Genomic DNA, 14,418 nt, shown 5'->3' on the forward strand with positions numbered 1-14,418 from the left:
CGAGGGGTGGCGGGCGTCGCCTGCCTGCCGCCGCTAGAATCGGTCCATGGACACGCCTGCCGACTTCATCGAGGTCTATCCCGGGGCGCTCGATCCGCAGGCCTGCGCCGCGATCGTGGAGAGGCTGCGCGCGAGCGATGCGCTGCAGCCCGGCCAGGTCGGCGGTGGCGTGTATCCCGAGCTCAAGCGCAGCCGCGATCTTTCGATCAGCGAGCGCGGCGACTGGGCGGATGTGACGCAGGCGCTCAACGTCGCCGTCTATGGCGGCCTGATCGCCTACCTGCGCAGGTATCCGCAGGCGCTGATCGCGCCGCTGATGCTGCAGCAGCCCGATGGCCGGGGCGGGCTGCGGCGGCTGTCGGCCGAAGACATCGCCGCGCTCGACGACCGTGCGCTGGGCCAGCTCGCGCGCACCTGCCTGCGGCCAGGCGCGATCAACCTGCAGTGGTATCGCGCCGGCGAAGGCGGTTATCCCTACTGGCACTGCGAGCTGTATCCGCGCGCGCCCGATGGCGAGACCCTGCACCGCCACCTGCTGTGGACGATCTACCTCAACGACGGCTTCGCCGCGGGCGAGACCGAGTTCCTGTTCCAGCAGCGCAGGGTCGCCCCGCGCAGCGGCGACCTGCTGATCGCACCCACTGCATTCACCCATACGCATCGGGGCAACCGCCCCGAGGGCGGCGACAAGTTCATCGCCACCAGCTGGATCCTGTTCCAGCGTGCGGAGGCGCTGTACGGCGGCAATCCGACGAATCCCGCGTAGACGCGGCTCGGCCTGCCAGCCGGCGCTGGCCGGACATTCGCGTCGGCCAGCGCACGCGCCTTTCGTCTCACCGCGGCCGCGATCGGGTGCGCGCCATCGTTGCCGTTGCCGTTGCCGAAGTGCGGTGTGCAGCGGACGCGCGGTGGCGGGGACGCTGCGGCGTTCCCGCGCGCTGGCGCGTCAGCCGGTGACGCGCGGCTGGTTGAGCACCAGCCAGTACAGCCCGATCTGCTTGACCACGTCGACGAACTGTTCGAAGTTGACCGGCTTGCGGATGTACCTGTTCACGCCGAGCGCGTAGGTCGCCTCGACGTCGAAGGGTTCGTCGCTGGTGGTCAGCACCACCACCGGCAGCGAGCGGGTACGCGCGTCGCCGCGGATCGCCTGCAGCACCTCGCGCCCGTCGAGCTTGGGCAGGTTGAGGTCGAGCAGCACGATCGCCGGCAGCTGCAGCGGATCGCGCCCGGCGTGAGGCCCGCGCGCGAACAGGTAGTCGAGCGCTTCGGCGCCATCGCGCACCACCACCAGCTGGTGGCCGATGCTGGCCTGCGCGAACGCGATGCGGGTCAGCTCGGCATCGTCCGGATTGTCCTCGATCAGCAGGATGTCGCTCTGGCTCATGGCATCGGGTCCTGGCCGCGCCCGGAGGCTGCCGGCAATTCGATGAAGAAGCTGCTCCCTTCGTCCGGTTGCGAGCGCGCCCACATGCGACCGCCGTGGCGCTGCGCCACCTGCTGTGCGATCGCGAGGCCGAGTCCATGGCCGGCGCCCTGCTCCGCGCCGTGGAGACGCTGGAACGGGAGGAACAATTTGTCAGCATAACGCATGTCGAAACCGCAGCCGCGGTCGTGGATCGCCAGGCGCAGGCGGTCGTCCTCGACGGCGCCCTCCACCTTGATGTCCACCCGTTCGCGTCCGGCGGAGAACTTCCAGGCATTCTCCAGCACCTGCCGGAGCAGGGTCTTGAGCGCGTGTTCGTCGCCGTGGGCGAACAGCGCCGGCGGAACCTCGATGTCCGCCATCCGCCCGGGCTGCTCGTCGCGCAGTTCGGAGAAGACCCATTCGCACAGCAGGCTGACGTCGACCTCGTCCTCGCGCAGCGGCTGCCGCGCCGCGCGCAGCAGTTGCAGCAATGCGTCGACCAGTCGCTCGGCGCGCACCGTGGCGGCGCGTATGCGCGCAAGGTCGGTCCTGCCGGCATCGCCGACGGCGCCGGATTCGTCGAGCTTCGCCGCGAATCCGGCGATGCTGCGGAGCGGCGCGCGCAGATCGTGGGAGATGCCGTGGGCAAGATGATCCTGCATTCGCGCGGTGTCCTGGTGCCGGTGCAGGGCCTCGCCGACCACCTCGCACTGCAGCAGGATCGCAGCCGGATCCGCCCCGTCGCCGGCCAGCGGCTCGAGGCTGACGCGCCAGTCGCCCTCCCCTTCCACCTCGCGGGCACGGGACGCGACGGCGGGTCGTGCCAGCCAGTCGGCGATGTCCTGGCGCGTACGCGGGTCGAACAGGTGCTCGTGCGCACGCGTGCCGACCAGTTCGTGCGCCGGCCGGTCCAGCAGCCGGCACAGCGCGGCGTTCGCCGCGAGCCACTCTCCCTCGGGCGACAGCAGTGCCATGGCGCTGCCGGCTCGCGCGAACGCCTGGCGATACGGCGGAAGGGAATCAGCCGCCACGATCGCTCACGATGTCGCGGGGAACAGGCGCATGGTCGACAGTCTACGGAATCACGATGTGCAGGGCCGGTGCAGGATACGTGAACCGCGACTGGTCCGCGCCCCCGTGCCCTCGCTCAGAACAGCTCGCCCTGCGGGCCCGCGCCCTCTGCACCGGGTGCGCGGAACCGGGTCGCATCGAGCGGTGGCAGCCGGCCGAAGCCGAGCTTGCGCCGCACCCGTTCGAAGCGCGCGGCCACCAGGTCGGCGAACGGTCCCTCGCCGCGCATGCGCTTGCCGAAGGCACTGTCGTAGTCGCGCCCGCCACGCATCTGCCGCACCAGGCTCATCACGTGCCGTGCGCGTTCGGGGTGGTGCAACTGCAACCACTCGCGCCAGATGTCCTTGAGCTCGTGCGGCAGCCGCAGCAGCACGTACCCCGCGGCGCCCGCCCCGGCCTCGCGCGCGGCCTCCAGGATAGCCTCGAGTTCGCTGTCGTTGATCATCGGGATCACCGGCGCCACCATCACCCCCACCGGCACCCCGGCCTCGGCCAGGGCGCGCATCGCCCTGAGCCGTGCATGCGGCGCCGAGGCCCTGGGCTCCATCTTCGACGACAGCCGGTTGTCGAGCGTGGTCACCGAGAAGTACACGGTCGCCAGGCGCTGCTGCGCCAGCGGCGCCAGCAGGTCGAGATCGCGGGTGACCAACGCGTTCTTGGTGATCAGGCTGAAGGGATGGCGGCACTCCGCCATCACCTCGATCAGCGAACGCGTGATCCGGTAGCGCCGTTCGATCGGCTGGTAGGCATCGGTGTTGATGCCCAGCGCGATCGGCGCGCAGCGATAGCCCTTGCGCGAGAACTCGGCGCGCAGCCGCTCGGCGGCATTGGTCTTGGCGAACAGCCGGGTCTCGAAATCCAGCCCCGGCGACAGGTTGAGATAGGCGTGCGAGGGCCGCGCGAAGCAGTACACGCAGCCGTGCTCGCAGCCCCGGTAGGGATTGACCGACTGGCCGAAGCCGATGTCGGGCGAGTCGTTGCGGCTGACGATGCCGCGCGCGCGCTCCTCGTGCACGCGGGTGTCGGGGTGCGGTTCGGGATCGGTGTCGTCGCGCGCCTGCAGCGAATCCCAGCCGTCGTCCTCGGCGTGGGTGGTGGCGACCTCGTAGCGGCCCGGGACGTACGAGGCGGCGCCGCGCCCCTTCAGCGGCGCGGTGACCGGTGCCCGCGCTTTCGTCGGCATCGACATCCGGATAGCCTACCCCCGCGGCGTCGCAACGGCCGCGACGACGGAGCCGGCGTGCCGATATTCGATCTGCTCGGGCGGGGCTGGGACGCGCTCGCCGGGGTGCCCTACCTGCGGCTGTACCTGAGCCTGGGCTGGGCGCTGTACCTGGTGCTGCTCGGCGGCTGGATCGTGCTGCAGAAGCGCGAACCGGTGGCCACGCTCAGCTGGCTGCTGGGCCTGGCGCTGCTGCCCTATATCGGCCTGCTGGTCTACCACGTGTTCGGGCCGCAGAGGATCCGCCGCCAGCGGCTGCGCCGCGCGCGCGTGCGCGGCGACCTGCCGCCGCAGGCCTTCGCCGAGGACGACGAGGTCGCCGAGCTGGCGCGCATGGCGCGCGCGACCAGCGAGCTGCCGATGACCACCGCCAGCGACGTACGCCTGCTTGTGGATGGCGCCGCGAAGTACGCGGCGCTGCTGGCTGACATCCGCAGTGCCCGCGCCCACGTGCACCTGGAGTACTACATCTGGGATCCCGACCGCAGCGGCGGCGCGCTGCGCGATGCGCTGGTCGAGCGCGCGCGCGCGGGCGTGCGCGTACGGCTGCTGCTCGACGCGCTCGGGTCGGCGCGGGCGCAGCGGTTCTTCGGCGAACTGGTCGCGGCCGGCGGCGAGCTGGCGTGGTTCCACCCCACCCGCTTCGGCCGCGTCTGGCAACGGCCGTGGACCAACCTGCGCACCCACCGCAAGATCGTGGTGATCGACGGCCGCATCGGCTACACCGGCGGCATGAACGTCAGCGACGACCAGGACGAGACGCTCGGCGACAGCGCCTACCGCGACCTGCACCTGCGCCTGGAGGGCAACGTGGTGCGCGAACTGCAACAGGTGTTCGCCGAGGACTGGGCCTACGCCACCGGCCAGCGCGACTTCATCGGCGAGGTGGCCAGGCAGACGCCGGCGATGCCGCGCGGCGCCGTCCGCGCGCAGGTGATCACGTCCGGGCCGGACTCTTCCTGGGAGGCGATCCACCGCGCCCACGTCGGCGCGATCCACGCGGCGAAGCACCGCGTCTGGCTGACCACGCCCTACTTCGTCCCGGGCGAGGCGGCGATGATGTCGCTGACCTCGGCCGCGCTGGCCGGGCTCGACGTGCGCCTGCTTGTGCCGCGCATGAGCGATTCGCGCCTGGTGACGCTGGCCGCGCGCTCCTACTTCGGCCCGCTGCTGGTGGCGGGCGTGAAGGTATACGAGTACGGGCCGCGGATGCTGCACACCAAGTCGCTGCTGGTCGACGACACCCTGGCGCTGATCGGCAGCGCCAATTTCGACCATCGCAGCTTCCGGCTCAACTTCGAAGTCTCGGTGCTGTTCGACGATGCCGGGATCGCGGGCGCGCTGGCGCGGCTGGTCGAGGGCGAGCTGGCGCATGCGCCGCGGGTGCGCCAGGGCCGTCATCGCGGGCTGCTCACCGCGCGCCTGCCCGAGGCGCTGGCGCGCCTGATGTCGCCGCTGCTGTAAGCGGGGAGCCGCGGCTGCGCCCGCACCCGCGCAGCCGCGCACCCGCCGCCACCGGGACACGCGGGTCAGCGTTGCCGCCGGCGCGGCGAGGGGCGCGGCCCTCCGCCGGTGTCCGGAAGCGGCGGCCCGTTTGTGATGGTGCGGGAATGACCAGCGGTGGCTGGCGCCCCCCGGGCGGCGTGCGCCGACGCGGGTTGCGGGTAGACTTGGCCGGATTCCACGCAGCGGAGCCTGCCCATGCCCTGGTTGTTCCTGTTGCTCGCGGTCGCGGCACTGGCGATCGCCTTCATGGCGTCCTCGATCGCGGTGGTGGTGGTGTCGCTTCTGGCGGCCCTGGTGCTGCTGGGGCTGTGGATCCTCGGCCTGCTCGCGCAGCGCATCGACACCCAGAGCCGGGACGACACCCAGATGCTGGATCCGCGCGAACTGCAGCGGCTGCGCGAGGTCGCCGAGGCGCGCCGCGCGGGCACCGCGTCCGTCGCGCCGACGGCGGACGAACCGCGGATGCCCTGAGCGGTGGCGCTGGCCATCCGGGGCGAGGCCGCATGAGCTGCCGGCTCAGCGTCAACCTCAACAAGATCGCGGTGCTGCGCAACTCGCGCGGCGGTCGCGAACCCGACATCCTGCAGGCCGCACGCGCCTGCCTCGACGCCGGCGCCCATGGCATCACCGTGCACCCCCGCCCGGACGCGCGACATGCCCGACACGACGACGTGCTGGCATTGGCCGGGCTCACCCGCGACTACGGCGTCGAGTTCAACCTGGAAGGCAATCCGTTCGCGCAGGCACGGGACGGCTACGTCGGTTTCCTGCGCCTGTGCGAACTGGCGCACCCGGCGCAGGCCACCCTGGTGCCGGACGACGACGCCCAGCTCACCTCCGACCACGGCTTCGACTTCACCCGCGACGCCGCCGCGTTGCAGCCGCTGGTCGCCCGGCTCAAGGCGCTCGGCTGCCGGGTGAGCCTGTTCGCGGATGCCGGCAGCGAGGTGGCCCGGGCGGCCGCCATCGGTGCCGATCGGGTCGAGCTCTATACCGGCCCTTATGCCGAGGCCTTCGCCGCGGGAAACGCGGCTGCTGCGTTGCCGCACTACGCCAGGACTGCGCGGCAGGCGGTAGCGGCAGGGATGGCGGTCAATGCCGGCCACGACCTCGACCAGGCCAACCTCGGCGCCTTCCTCGCTGCAGTGCCCGGCGTGCAGGAGGTGTCGATCGGCCACGCACTGATCGCCGAGGCCCTGTACGCGGGCCTTGCGACCACGGTGTCGCGTTACCTCGCCATCGTCGCCGGTCGCTGAGCGGCGCCGCTACCTGCGCACGAAGCCGATGTTGTCCAGGCCGGCGTTTCGCGCCGCAGCCAGGACCTGCGCCACCGCCTGGTAGTCGCAGTCGCCGCTGGCGTCGATCCGCAGCAACGGCTTCGGCCCGCTGCCGACGGCGGCTGCGGCCGTCATCAGCGTCCGCAGCTCTGTGCGGTCGGCGGGGTCGCCGTTCCAGAACACCTGGCCGGACGGGTCGATCGCAAGGTCGATCGGTGCCGGCGGATCGACCGGTGTCGGGGGCGACGCCTGCGGCAGGTCGAGGTCGATCTGGTGCGACAGCGCGGGCGCGGTGACCATGAAGATGATCAGCAGCACCAGCAGTACGTCGCACAACGGAATGATGTTGATCTCGGCCATCGCGGGCGTCGCCCGGTCGGCCTGCTTTCCGAACGCCATGGCACACCTCCTGCGCGGGTGGACACGCCTCGACGCTACCCCTGCGCACAGGTTTCGGCAATCACGACGAAGGTCGCAAGGCTGTGGTGCTGGCGTGCGCGCTGGCCGACGCCGGGCGTCGCGGGACTTGAAGGCGCAGCGACCCCGGCCGGCGGGCGTGCGCCGCCCCACCGTGCCGCCACCAGAGCCGGCAATGCGACACGTCCGGCACTCTCCCGGCGTACCCGCGACAGAAAAAAACGCCGCCCGGAGGCGGCGTCGAATCGTAGCGGTAAGCGTCCGGCGCGCTGCAGGCGACGCCGGGCGGTGGTGCGTTACTTCTTGACGAAGCCGATCTTCTGCATGTGCGCGTTCTTGGCCGAGGCCAGGACCTTCGCCAGCACGCCGTACTCCGCGTCCTCGCTCATGTCGATCTCCAGCGTCGGCTGGTTGGTGACGTCGCGCTGGACTTCGGCATCCATCATCTGACGCAGTGCCGTCACCGGCGTCGGGCTGTCGTTCCAGTAGATCGTGCCACCGGCGTCGATCCGCAGCCGGATCGGCTCCGGCGGTTCCACCGGGTTGTCGGGCGGATTGAGCGAACGCTGCGGCAGGTCGATGTCGATCGGGTAGGACACCTGCGGCGCGGTGACCATGAAGATGATCAGCAGCACCAGCATGATGTCGCACAGCGGAATGATGTTGATGTCGGCCATCGGCGCGCCATCGCCACCACCGGATGAAAAAGCCATCGTGGGTTCTCCCGATCAGTTCTTTTCGCGGGCCGAGACGAAGCCCACCTTGCGCATGCCCTTGGCCTGCGCGAGGTTGACCACCTCGTTGACGATCCGGTACGGCGTGGTCGCATCGCCGCGCACGTTGACGGGTGGTTGCGGCGTCTTCTGCGCTTCCACCGCCAGCGTGCTGTCGAGCAGGTCCATCGTCACCGGCTGGTCGTTGAGGTAGAGCGTGCCGTTGGACGTGATCGCGACCGTCAGCGGAGGCGCCGGTGGCGCCTCGTCCGGACGCTCGTCGAGGTTCGCCTGCGGCAGGTCGACCTTGACCTTGTGCGCCATCAGCGGTGCCGTGACCATGAAGATGATCAGCAGCACCAGCATCACGTCGACCAGCGGCACGATGTTGATCGTGGCGTTGACCTTGTCGTGACCGCCGTCTCCGCTTGAACTGAAGGCCATGTCTGCTCTCCGTCAGTCTGCGTCGACGCTCAGCGACCCGCGTCGCCGACGCGCGCGCCGGTGGCGAAGAAGTCGTGCAGGTCGTGGGCGAAGGTGTCGAGCTTGTTGTTCGTGCTGCGGTTCAGGCGCACGAAGAAGTTGTAGCCCAGCACCGCCGGGATCGCGACGCCGAGGCCGATCGCCGTCATGATCAACGCCTCGCCCACCGGACCGGCGACCGCGCCGATGTCCGCCTGGCCGGTCATGCCGATGGCGATCAGCGCGTTGTAGATGCCCCACACCGTGCCCAGCAGGCCGACGAACGGCGCGGTGGCGCCGACGGTGGCGAGCACGGTCAGGCCGGCTTCGAGGCCCAGCGATTCGCGGGTGACGGCCTGGCGCAGCGCGCGGTCGACGAATTCGGAGCGGCTCAGCGTCTCGGCCAGGCGCGAAGCATCGTGGCGTTGATGGTGGGCTGCAGCCTGGGCGGCATCGAGCGCGACCTTGGAGAACGGCTCGCTGCGCGGCTGCTCTTCCATGAAGCGGATCGCATCCTGCGCGTTCGGGGTTTCCCAGAACGTCGCGATCACGCGGTCCGAGTTCTTCTTCAGCCGGATGTTCTTGATGAAGTTGTAGATGATCCAGTAGATCGAGAGGACCGACATCAGCACCAGGACCAGGAACACGATCCAGTTGACGACCGTCATGTGCTCCATCAGGTTCATGAAGCCCATCTGGGTCAGTGCTTCGGCGTTGTTGCCTCCGGTCACCGGGGCGGCGGTGGTTTCCTGCAGCATGACGCTTACCTTCTAGATGTTGTTGAGTGTAGGAAGTGGAGCGGGTTGTAGCGGATGGAAACTGTGTAGCCGGTCAGCCGCCGAGATTGAAGTCGACGGGGACGCGCACGCGCCCGGCTGCCGGCTGGCCGTTGACGATCGACGGGTTGAAGCGCCACCTGCGGGCGGCCTGCATCGCAGCGCGGTCGAGGTCGCGGTTGCGGCTGGAACGCTCGACCGAAACGTCGGTGACGTTGCCGTTGGCATCCACGCTGATCACCAGGATCACCGTCCCCTCGATGCCCGAGCGCAGCGCGGACGGCGGGTACCGTGGCGGATTCATGTTCTTGGACGAGATGTCGACGCTGGCACCGATGTCAGGCGACGGCGCGGGCGGGGCCGGTGGGGCCGGCGGCGGCGCAGGCGTGTCGACCGGCGAGGGTTCGTCGAACACCACCGGCGGATCCTCCGGCGGCGGCGGCAGCGGCGTGGGCTGCGGCGGCACCAGTTCCTTGATCGGCTGGGGCTTCGGCGGCTCCGGCGGCGGCGGCGGCGGCGGCGGGGGCGGCGGCGGCGGCTCGATGATCACCACGCGGGTGGCGTCGTCGTCCTGCTGTTCGGCTTCGGGCGGGGTGGCGGGAGCCAGCATCAGCAGCAGGGCCGCGGCATGGATGGCCACCACCAGGGTGAATCCGGTGATTCGCGCCCAGTCCAGACCTTCGTCTTCGTCTTTCTTGTCGGTCGTCGGCAAGCGGTCGGTCATGCGTTGAACTCAAGTCTGGGCCGGACGCCGCAGCGTCCGGGGTCGTGTCGTGCCGCCACCGGTTTTCGGCGACGGGAACTTCCAAGCTTATACCAATCCGATGGCGCGATACCAACCGGTTTCCCTTTCCGTTTGCATCATTCGCTGCGGGCGAGGATCCCTCGCGCTTCCTCGGGCGACTTGACACCCTTGTCGAGGGCCGCCTGGGCGGCCTGCTTGGCCTGCGCGAGGCGTCCTTCGTTGGCCTGGAGCTTGGCCAGGTTGAGATAGGTCTCGCCGTTGGGCGCCAGCGGCGCGGCCTTTTCGTAAGCCGCGATCGCCTGGTCGATCTGCTGCGGCTCGCCGAAGTAGTGGGCCTGCGCCAGCGCCACGTAGGTCTGGTAGTCGGGCTTGAGGATGTTCTTCTGCAGCCCCTCGTTGATGACCTCGATCGCCTTCTGCTGCCCGTCGTCCAGGCTCAGGTAGGAGGCCATCAGGTTGCGGTATTCGCGCTCCTCGGTCAGCTCGCCCTTGGCGCGCAGCGCTTCGTACACGGCCGCGGCCTTGTCGTACTGTTCGGTCTGCAGGTAGGTGGCGGCGAGGTTGAGCTGCGAACGCTTGTCGTCGGGGGTGTTCGAGGCGATCTGCTCGGCCAGCTTCGCCGCCTCGGCGCCCTGGCCGGACTCGGCGTAGGCGGCCATCAGCAGCTGCTGCCATTCCGGCTTGGCCTCCGGCGACTCGACCAGCGGTTTCAGGGTCGCGATCGCCTCCGGGTAGCGCTCCATGCGCAGCAGGATGTTGCCCTTGAGCGCGGCGATCTGCGGATCCTGGCTGCGGGTTTCGGTCTGCAGCCGCTCGATCGTCGCCAGCGCCTCGTCGTTGCGGTCCTCCTGCGCGTGCAGCTGCGCGACGATGCTCATGACCTCGTAGTGTTCGTTGTTGCTCAGGCCGTCGAATTCCATCGCGCGCTGCAGATAGTCCAGCGCCTTGGTGTCGTCGTTGCCGATCATGAGCGCGCCGGCGATGCGCGCGGCCAGGGACTTTTCGTAGGCGTTGGACTTCTCGTCGGCGATGACCTCGTCGGCGAGTGCCTGGGTCTGGGCCACGTCCTGCGCTTCATAGGCGTCCGAAAGCTTGCCCAGGCGGGTACTGCTCGCGCGCGAAGAGGTCTTGGTCTCCGGCTCCTCGCGGGTCGCCTCCGGATAGCGCTCCCCCGACTCGCCCTTCTTCGCGCGTTCGGCGCGACGCTCTTCTGCCCGGCTCGTATCCTGCGCCAGCGCGGCGGTCGTCGCCAGCATCAGGCCGGTCGCCATCATCGCGGTCAGCAGGCGGGTCGGAAGTGTCTTGTCGGACATGGAGATCACCTTCTCTTTATTCGTGCCGCCAGCGGCGGCAATGGGATGGAATGGGGGGTCGGCGCGGCGCCGGGATCAGCCGCAGTTCGGCCGGCGGCCGCCGGCGCGCGCCTGTTCATAGGCCGGCACGAGCTGGTTGGCGCGCGCCTGCAGTTCGGCGATGCGGTTCTGCGGGTCGGGGTGGGTGGACAACCATTGCGGCGGCCGCCCGCCGCCGGCGGCCATCATGTTCTGCCACAGCGCGACCGCCGCGCGCGGATCGAAGCCGGCCTGCGCCATCAGCCGCTGGCCGACGACGTCGGCCTCGCTCTCCTGGGCGCGGGAGCCGGGCAGCAGGAAGCCGGTCTGCGCGAGCATGCCACCGCCCTGCGTCGCGAGCTGGCCGTAGTCGCCGGCGAGCGCGCCCAGCAGCTGCACCGCGCCGGAGGCGCCCATCTGCCGGGTGATGCGCTCGTCGTGGTGGCGCTCGATCACGTGGCCGATCTCGTGGGCGACCACGGCAGCCAGCTGGTCCTGGTTCTTCGCCACGCCGAACAGGCCGGTGTTGATGCCGACCTTGCCGCCCGGCAGGGCGTAGGCGTTGGGCTCCTTCTCGGCGAACACCGCGCTCTCCCACGCCATCGAGCGCTGGTTGGCGGGCAGCTGCCGCACCAGGGCGTCGACCACGCAGCGCACGTAGGCGTTCTGTCCGGCGTTGGTGCTGAGCGGGCCCTTGCGCTTGGCGTCCACGAAGGCCTGGGCGCCGAGCTGGTTCAGTTGCTCCTGCGAGACGGCGCCGACGTACTGGGTGCGGCCGGTCGACGAGGTCGTGGTCGCACACGCTGCAAGCAGCGTGACGATGACCAGCATTGCGATGGCGTGCCTCATGGTCCGGACCCTGTTCCGCGTTTCGCCGCGAGTGTGGCGGCGGTCGTCTTAAGTTTTCGTCAACCTCGCGCCGGGCGCGAAGCGCCGGCGGGGGTGTGCAGGGTCCGCTGCGTGCAGGCTCCATCCGCGCCCGCGAACGGGCGCAAGGCGCGGCGTCGGCGCTAGATGTCGAGGTTCGACACCTTGAGCGCATTGTCCTCGATGAACTCTCGACGCGGCTCCACCACGTCGCCCATCAGGGTACTGAAGATCTGGTCGGCGGCAACCGCATCCTCGATCCGCACCTGCAACAGCCGGCGCGTGTCCGGGTTCACCGTGGTGTCCCACAACTGCTCGGGATTCATTTCGCCCAGACCCTTGAAGCGCTGGATCTGGCGTCCCTTCTTGGCCTCCTCCAGCAACCACGCCTGCGCCTGGGCGAAGCTCGAGACCGGTTGGGCGCGGTTGCCGCGCATGATCTGCGCGCCTTCGCGAACCAGCCCGTGCAGCAGCGCCGCCGCCTCACGCAATGCCCGCAGCTCGCCGCCCTCGAACGCCGACAGCGGCAGGACCTGGATCATCTCCACACCCATGTGTCGGCGACGTGACAGCAGCGCCGCGGGCTGGCCCTCGCGCGCCGACTGCCATTCCAGCGCGTAGCGCGGGCGGCCGAGGCCATCGCGGTTGAGGCGCTTTTCCAGCGCCTCGAGCTCGTGGCGCTCGTCGGTGTTGGCGCTCAGGGTCTCGGGCTCGAGCGGGGTGAAGTCGATCAGCGCTTCCAGCAGCAGCGGGTCGTAGCGGTGCGCGTTGCGGGCGATCGCATCGCGCGCGCCGGCGTAGGCCAGCAGCAGCTTCTCCAGCGCCGCGCCCTCGATCGGCGGCTCGCCGTTCGCCGGCACCAGCGAGGCGCCCTCGACCGCGTTGCCGGCGAGGTAGGCGTCGAGCGCCGCGTCGTCCTTGAGATAAAGCTCGGTCTTGCCCTGCTTGATCTTGTACAGCGGCGGCATGCCGATGTAGACGTGCCCGCGCTCGAGCAGCTCAGGCATCTGCCGGTAGAAGAACGTCAGCAGCAGGGTGCGGATGTGCGAGCCGTCCACGTCGGCGTCGGTCATGATGATGATGCGGTGGTAGCGCAGCTTGTCCGGGTTGTACTCGTCCTTGCCGATGCCGGTGCCGAGCGCGGTGATCAGGGTGCCGACCTCGGCGCTGGCGAGCATGCGGTCGAAGCGCGCGCGCTCGACGTTGAGGATCTTGCCGCGCAGTGGCAGCACCGCCTGGTTCTTGCGGTTGCGGCCCTGCTTGGCCGAGCCGCCGGCCGAGTCGCCCTCGACGATGAACAGTTCCGACAGCGCCGGATCCTTCTCCTGGCAGTCGGCGAGCTTGCCGGGCAGGCCCGCGATGTCGAGCGCGCCCTTGCGGCGGGTCAGGTCGCGGGCCTTGCGCGCGGCCTCGCGCGCACGGGCGGCATCGACGATCTTGCCGGCGATCGCACGCGCCTCGTGGGGGTGTTCCTGCAGGAACTCCTCCAAACGCGCCGCGAACGTGCTGTCAACGACCGGCCTCACATCGGAACTGACCAGTTTTTCCTTGGTCTGGGAGGAAAAGCTGGGATCGGGCACCTTGACCGAGAGGACCGCGATCATGCCTTCGCGCATGTCGTCGCCCGACAGCGTGACCTTGGCCTGCTTCGCGATCCCGCTCTGCTCGATGTAGTTGGTGAGCGTGCGCGTGAGCGCCGAGCGGAAGCCGATCAGGTGGGTGCCGCCGTCCTTCTGCGGAATGTTGTTGGTGAAGCAGAACATCGTTTCCTGGTAGGCGTCGGTCCACTGCAGGGCGACGTCCACGGTGATCCCGTTCTGTTCGCCGCTCACCGAGATCACGTTCGGGTGCAGCGGCGTCTTCAGCTGCGCCAGGTGTTCGACGAAGCTGCGGATGCCGCCTTCGTACTGGAACACGTCGCGGCGCCCCTCGCCGCGCTCGTCGGCCAGGGTGATCTTGACCCCCGAGTTGAGGAAGGACAGCTCGCGCAGGCGCTTGGCGAGGATGTCGTAGTGGAATTCCGTGTCGGTGAAGATCGACGTCGCCGGCCAGAAGCGCAGGGTGGTGCCGCGGCGCGTGGAAGCGTCCAGCCGCTTGAGCGGATACACCGGCTCGCCCAGCGCGTATTCCTGCTGGTGATGGAAGCCGTCGCGCCAGATGTCGAGGGTGAGCTTGGACGAGAGCGCGTTGACCACCGAGACGCCGACGCCGTGCAGGCCGCCCGAGACCTTGTAGCTGTTGTCGTCGAACTTGCCGCCGGCATGCAGCACGGTGAGGATCACCTCGGCCGCCGAGCGGTTTTCTTCCTTGTGGATGTCGACCGGGATGCCGCGACCGTTGTCGGACACCGCCACCGAGCCGTCCTCGTGGATGGTCACGTGGATGTCGTCGGCATGTCCGGCCAGCGCCTCGTCGATCGAGTTGTCGACCACCTCGAACACCATGTGGTGCAGGCCGGTGCCATCGTGCACGTCGCCGATGTACATGCCGGGCCGCTTGCGCACGGCCTCCAGGCCGCGCAGCACGGTGATCTTGCTGGAGTCGTAGGTCTGGCCGGAGTCGCCGCCAGGGAGTTCGGTATGTTCGGTCATTCGCACCACCGTCGAGGCGGCGCGGCGCGCGG

Annotated in this window: 15 protein-coding genes; 4 read left to right on the top strand and 11 right to left on the bottom strand. The window is 69.6% G+C overall.

Going from position 1 to position 14,418, the window contains the following annotated elements:
• The first annotated feature begins 46 nt into the window (after window positions 1-46).
• Window positions 47-766, top strand: coding sequence for a 2OG-Fe(II) oxygenase (locus tag FZO89_RS09565; protein ID WP_149103035.1), 720 nt, complete (start codon window positions 47-49; stop codon window positions 764-766).
• Window positions 767-946: 180 nt separating this feature from the next.
• Here FZO89_RS09565 and FZO89_RS09570 read toward each other — a convergent pair whose 3' ends face one another.
• The 3 genes from FZO89_RS09570 to FZO89_RS09580 form a co-directional block, all read right to left on the bottom strand.
• On the bottom strand, window positions 947-1,387 hold the full coding sequence (locus FZO89_RS09570) for a response regulator (protein WP_149103036.1): 441 nt from the start codon (window positions 1,385-1,387) through the stop codon (window positions 947-949).
• A complete protein-coding gene (locus FZO89_RS09575; protein WP_149103037.1) occupies window positions 1,384-2,382 on the bottom strand; it encodes a sensor histidine kinase in 999 nt (332 codons plus the stop codon). Before FZO89_RS09575 ends, FZO89_RS09570 begins: the two co-directional genes overlap by 4 nt.
• A 173-nt stretch (window positions 2,383-2,555) precedes the next feature.
• On the bottom strand, window positions 2,556-3,662 hold the full coding sequence (locus FZO89_RS09580; protein WP_149103038.1) for a PA0069 family radical SAM protein: 1,107 nt from the start codon (window positions 3,660-3,662) through the stop codon (window positions 2,556-2,558).
• A gap of 63 nt (window positions 3,663-3,725) precedes the next feature.
• Here FZO89_RS09580 and cls point away from each other — a divergent pair, with 63 nt between their 5' ends.
• The 3 genes from cls to FZO89_RS09595 all read left to right on the top strand — a co-directional run bounded on the left by cls (window position 3,726) and on the right by FZO89_RS09595 (window position 6,463).
• Window positions 3,726-5,165 carry a cardiolipin synthase gene (gene cls, locus FZO89_RS09585; protein WP_149104121.1) on the top strand — a complete coding sequence of 480 codons (1,440 nt, stop codon included), beginning with the start codon at window positions 3,726-3,728 and terminating at the stop codon, window positions 5,163-5,165.
• 237 nt (window positions 5,166-5,402) lie between these two features.
• Window positions 5,403-5,678, top strand: coding sequence for a hypothetical protein (locus tag FZO89_RS09590; protein WP_149103039.1), 276 nt, complete (start codon window positions 5,403-5,405; stop codon window positions 5,676-5,678).
• Between the two features lie 32 nt (window positions 5,679-5,710).
• Window positions 5,711-6,463, top strand: a complete 753-nt coding sequence (locus tag FZO89_RS09595) for a pyridoxine 5'-phosphate synthase (RefSeq protein ID WP_149103040.1) — start codon at window positions 5,711-5,713, stop codon at window positions 6,461-6,463.
• 9 nt (window positions 6,464-6,472) lie between these two features.
• Here the strand turns inward: FZO89_RS09595 and FZO89_RS09600 are convergent, their stop codons facing one another.
• From FZO89_RS09600 to gyrB, 8 genes are all read right to left on the bottom strand, one after another.
• Window positions 6,473-6,883 (bottom strand): ExbD/TolR family protein, encoded by a 411-nt coding sequence (locus FZO89_RS09600; protein WP_262378595.1) that lies wholly within the window; start codon window positions 6,881-6,883, stop codon window positions 6,473-6,475.
• Between the two features lie 314 nt (window positions 6,884-7,197).
• On the bottom strand, window positions 7,198-7,614 hold the full coding sequence (locus FZO89_RS09605) for an ExbD/TolR family protein (protein ID WP_149103041.1): 417 nt from the start codon (window positions 7,612-7,614) through the stop codon (window positions 7,198-7,200).
• 15 nt (window positions 7,615-7,629) lie between these two features.
• Complete coding sequence (locus FZO89_RS09610; RefSeq protein ID WP_149103042.1) at window positions 7,630-8,058, bottom strand: ExbD/TolR family protein; 429 nt, start codon at window positions 8,056-8,058, stop codon at window positions 7,630-7,632.
• A gap of 29 nt (window positions 8,059-8,087) precedes the next feature.
• The gene (locus FZO89_RS09615; protein ID WP_149103043.1) at window positions 8,088-8,834 is read right to left on the bottom strand and encodes a MotA/TolQ/ExbB proton channel family protein; all 747 of its coding nucleotides are present in this window, start codon (window positions 8,832-8,834) and stop codon (window positions 8,088-8,090) included.
• 73 nt (window positions 8,835-8,907) lie between these two features.
• Complete coding sequence (locus FZO89_RS09620) at window positions 8,908-9,576, bottom strand: energy transducer TonB (RefSeq protein ID WP_149103044.1); 669 nt, start codon at window positions 9,574-9,576, stop codon at window positions 8,908-8,910.
• 137 nt (window positions 9,577-9,713) lie between these two features.
• Window positions 9,714-10,910, bottom strand: a complete 1,197-nt coding sequence (locus tag FZO89_RS09625) for a tetratricopeptide repeat protein (RefSeq protein WP_149103045.1) — start codon at window positions 10,908-10,910, stop codon at window positions 9,714-9,716.
• A gap of 75 nt (window positions 10,911-10,985) precedes the next feature.
• A complete protein-coding gene (locus FZO89_RS09630) occupies window positions 10,986-11,777 on the bottom strand; it encodes a M48 family metallopeptidase (protein ID WP_149103046.1) in 792 nt (263 codons plus the stop codon).
• Window positions 11,778-11,938: 161 nt separating this feature from the next.
• The gene (gene gyrB / locus FZO89_RS09635) at window positions 11,939-14,386 is read right to left on the bottom strand and encodes a DNA topoisomerase (ATP-hydrolyzing) subunit B (RefSeq protein WP_149103047.1); all 2,448 of its coding nucleotides are present in this window, start codon (window positions 14,384-14,386) and stop codon (window positions 11,939-11,941) included.
• Between the last annotated feature and the right edge of the window lie 32 nt (window positions 14,387-14,418).

Source organism: Luteimonas viscosa (assembly GCF_008244685.1).
In the GTDB taxonomy this organism is placed as follows: domain Bacteria; phylum Pseudomonadota; class Gammaproteobacteria; order Xanthomonadales; family Xanthomonadaceae; genus Luteimonas; species Luteimonas viscosa.

Coding starts and splice junctions, on each gene's coding strand:
- FZO89_RS09590 (WP_149103039.1), top strand. CDS start 5,403: ATGCCCTGGTTGTTCCTGTTGCTCGCGGTCGCGGCACTGGCGATCGCC.
- FZO89_RS09625 (WP_149103045.1), bottom strand. CDS start 10,910: ATGTCCGACAAGACACTTCCGACCCGCCTGCTGACCGCGATGATGGCG.
- FZO89_RS09630 (WP_149103046.1), bottom strand. CDS start 11,777: ATGAGGCACGCCATCGCAATGCTGGTCATCGTCACGCTGCTTGCAGCG.
- FZO89_RS09575 (WP_149103037.1), bottom strand. CDS start 2,382: ATGGCACTGCTGTCGCCCGAGGGAGAGTGGCTCGCGGCGAACGCCGCG.
- FZO89_RS09605 (WP_149103041.1), bottom strand. CDS start 7,614: ATGGCTTTTTCATCCGGTGGTGGCGATGGCGCGCCGATGGCCGACATC.
- FZO89_RS09620 (WP_149103044.1), bottom strand. CDS start 9,576: ATGACCGACCGCTTGCCGACGACCGACAAGAAAGACGAAGACGAAGGT.
- FZO89_RS09595 (WP_149103040.1), top strand. CDS start 5,711: ATGAGCTGCCGGCTCAGCGTCAACCTCAACAAGATCGCGGTGCTGCGC.
- FZO89_RS09565 (WP_149103035.1), top strand. CDS start 47: ATGGACACGCCTGCCGACTTCATCGAGGTCTATCCCGGGGCGCTCGAT.
- FZO89_RS09570 (WP_149103036.1), bottom strand. CDS start 1,387: ATGAGCCAGAGCGACATCCTGCTGATCGAGGACAATCCGGACGATGCC.
- FZO89_RS09600 (WP_262378595.1), bottom strand. CDS start 6,883: ATGGCGTTCGGAAAGCAGGCCGACCGGGCGACGCCCGCGATGGCCGAG.
- FZO89_RS09615 (WP_149103043.1), bottom strand. CDS start 8,834: ATGCTGCAGGAAACCACCGCCGCCCCGGTGACCGGAGGCAACAACGCC.
- FZO89_RS09580 (WP_149103038.1), bottom strand. CDS start 3,662: ATGCCGACGAAAGCGCGGGCACCGGTCACCGCGCCGCTGAAGGGGCGC.
- gyrB (WP_149103047.1), bottom strand. CDS start 14,386: ATGACCGAACATACCGAACTCCCTGGCGGCGACTCCGGCCAGACCTAC.
- FZO89_RS09610 (WP_149103042.1), bottom strand. CDS start 8,058: ATGGCCTTCAGTTCAAGCGGAGACGGCGGTCACGACAAGGTCAACGCC.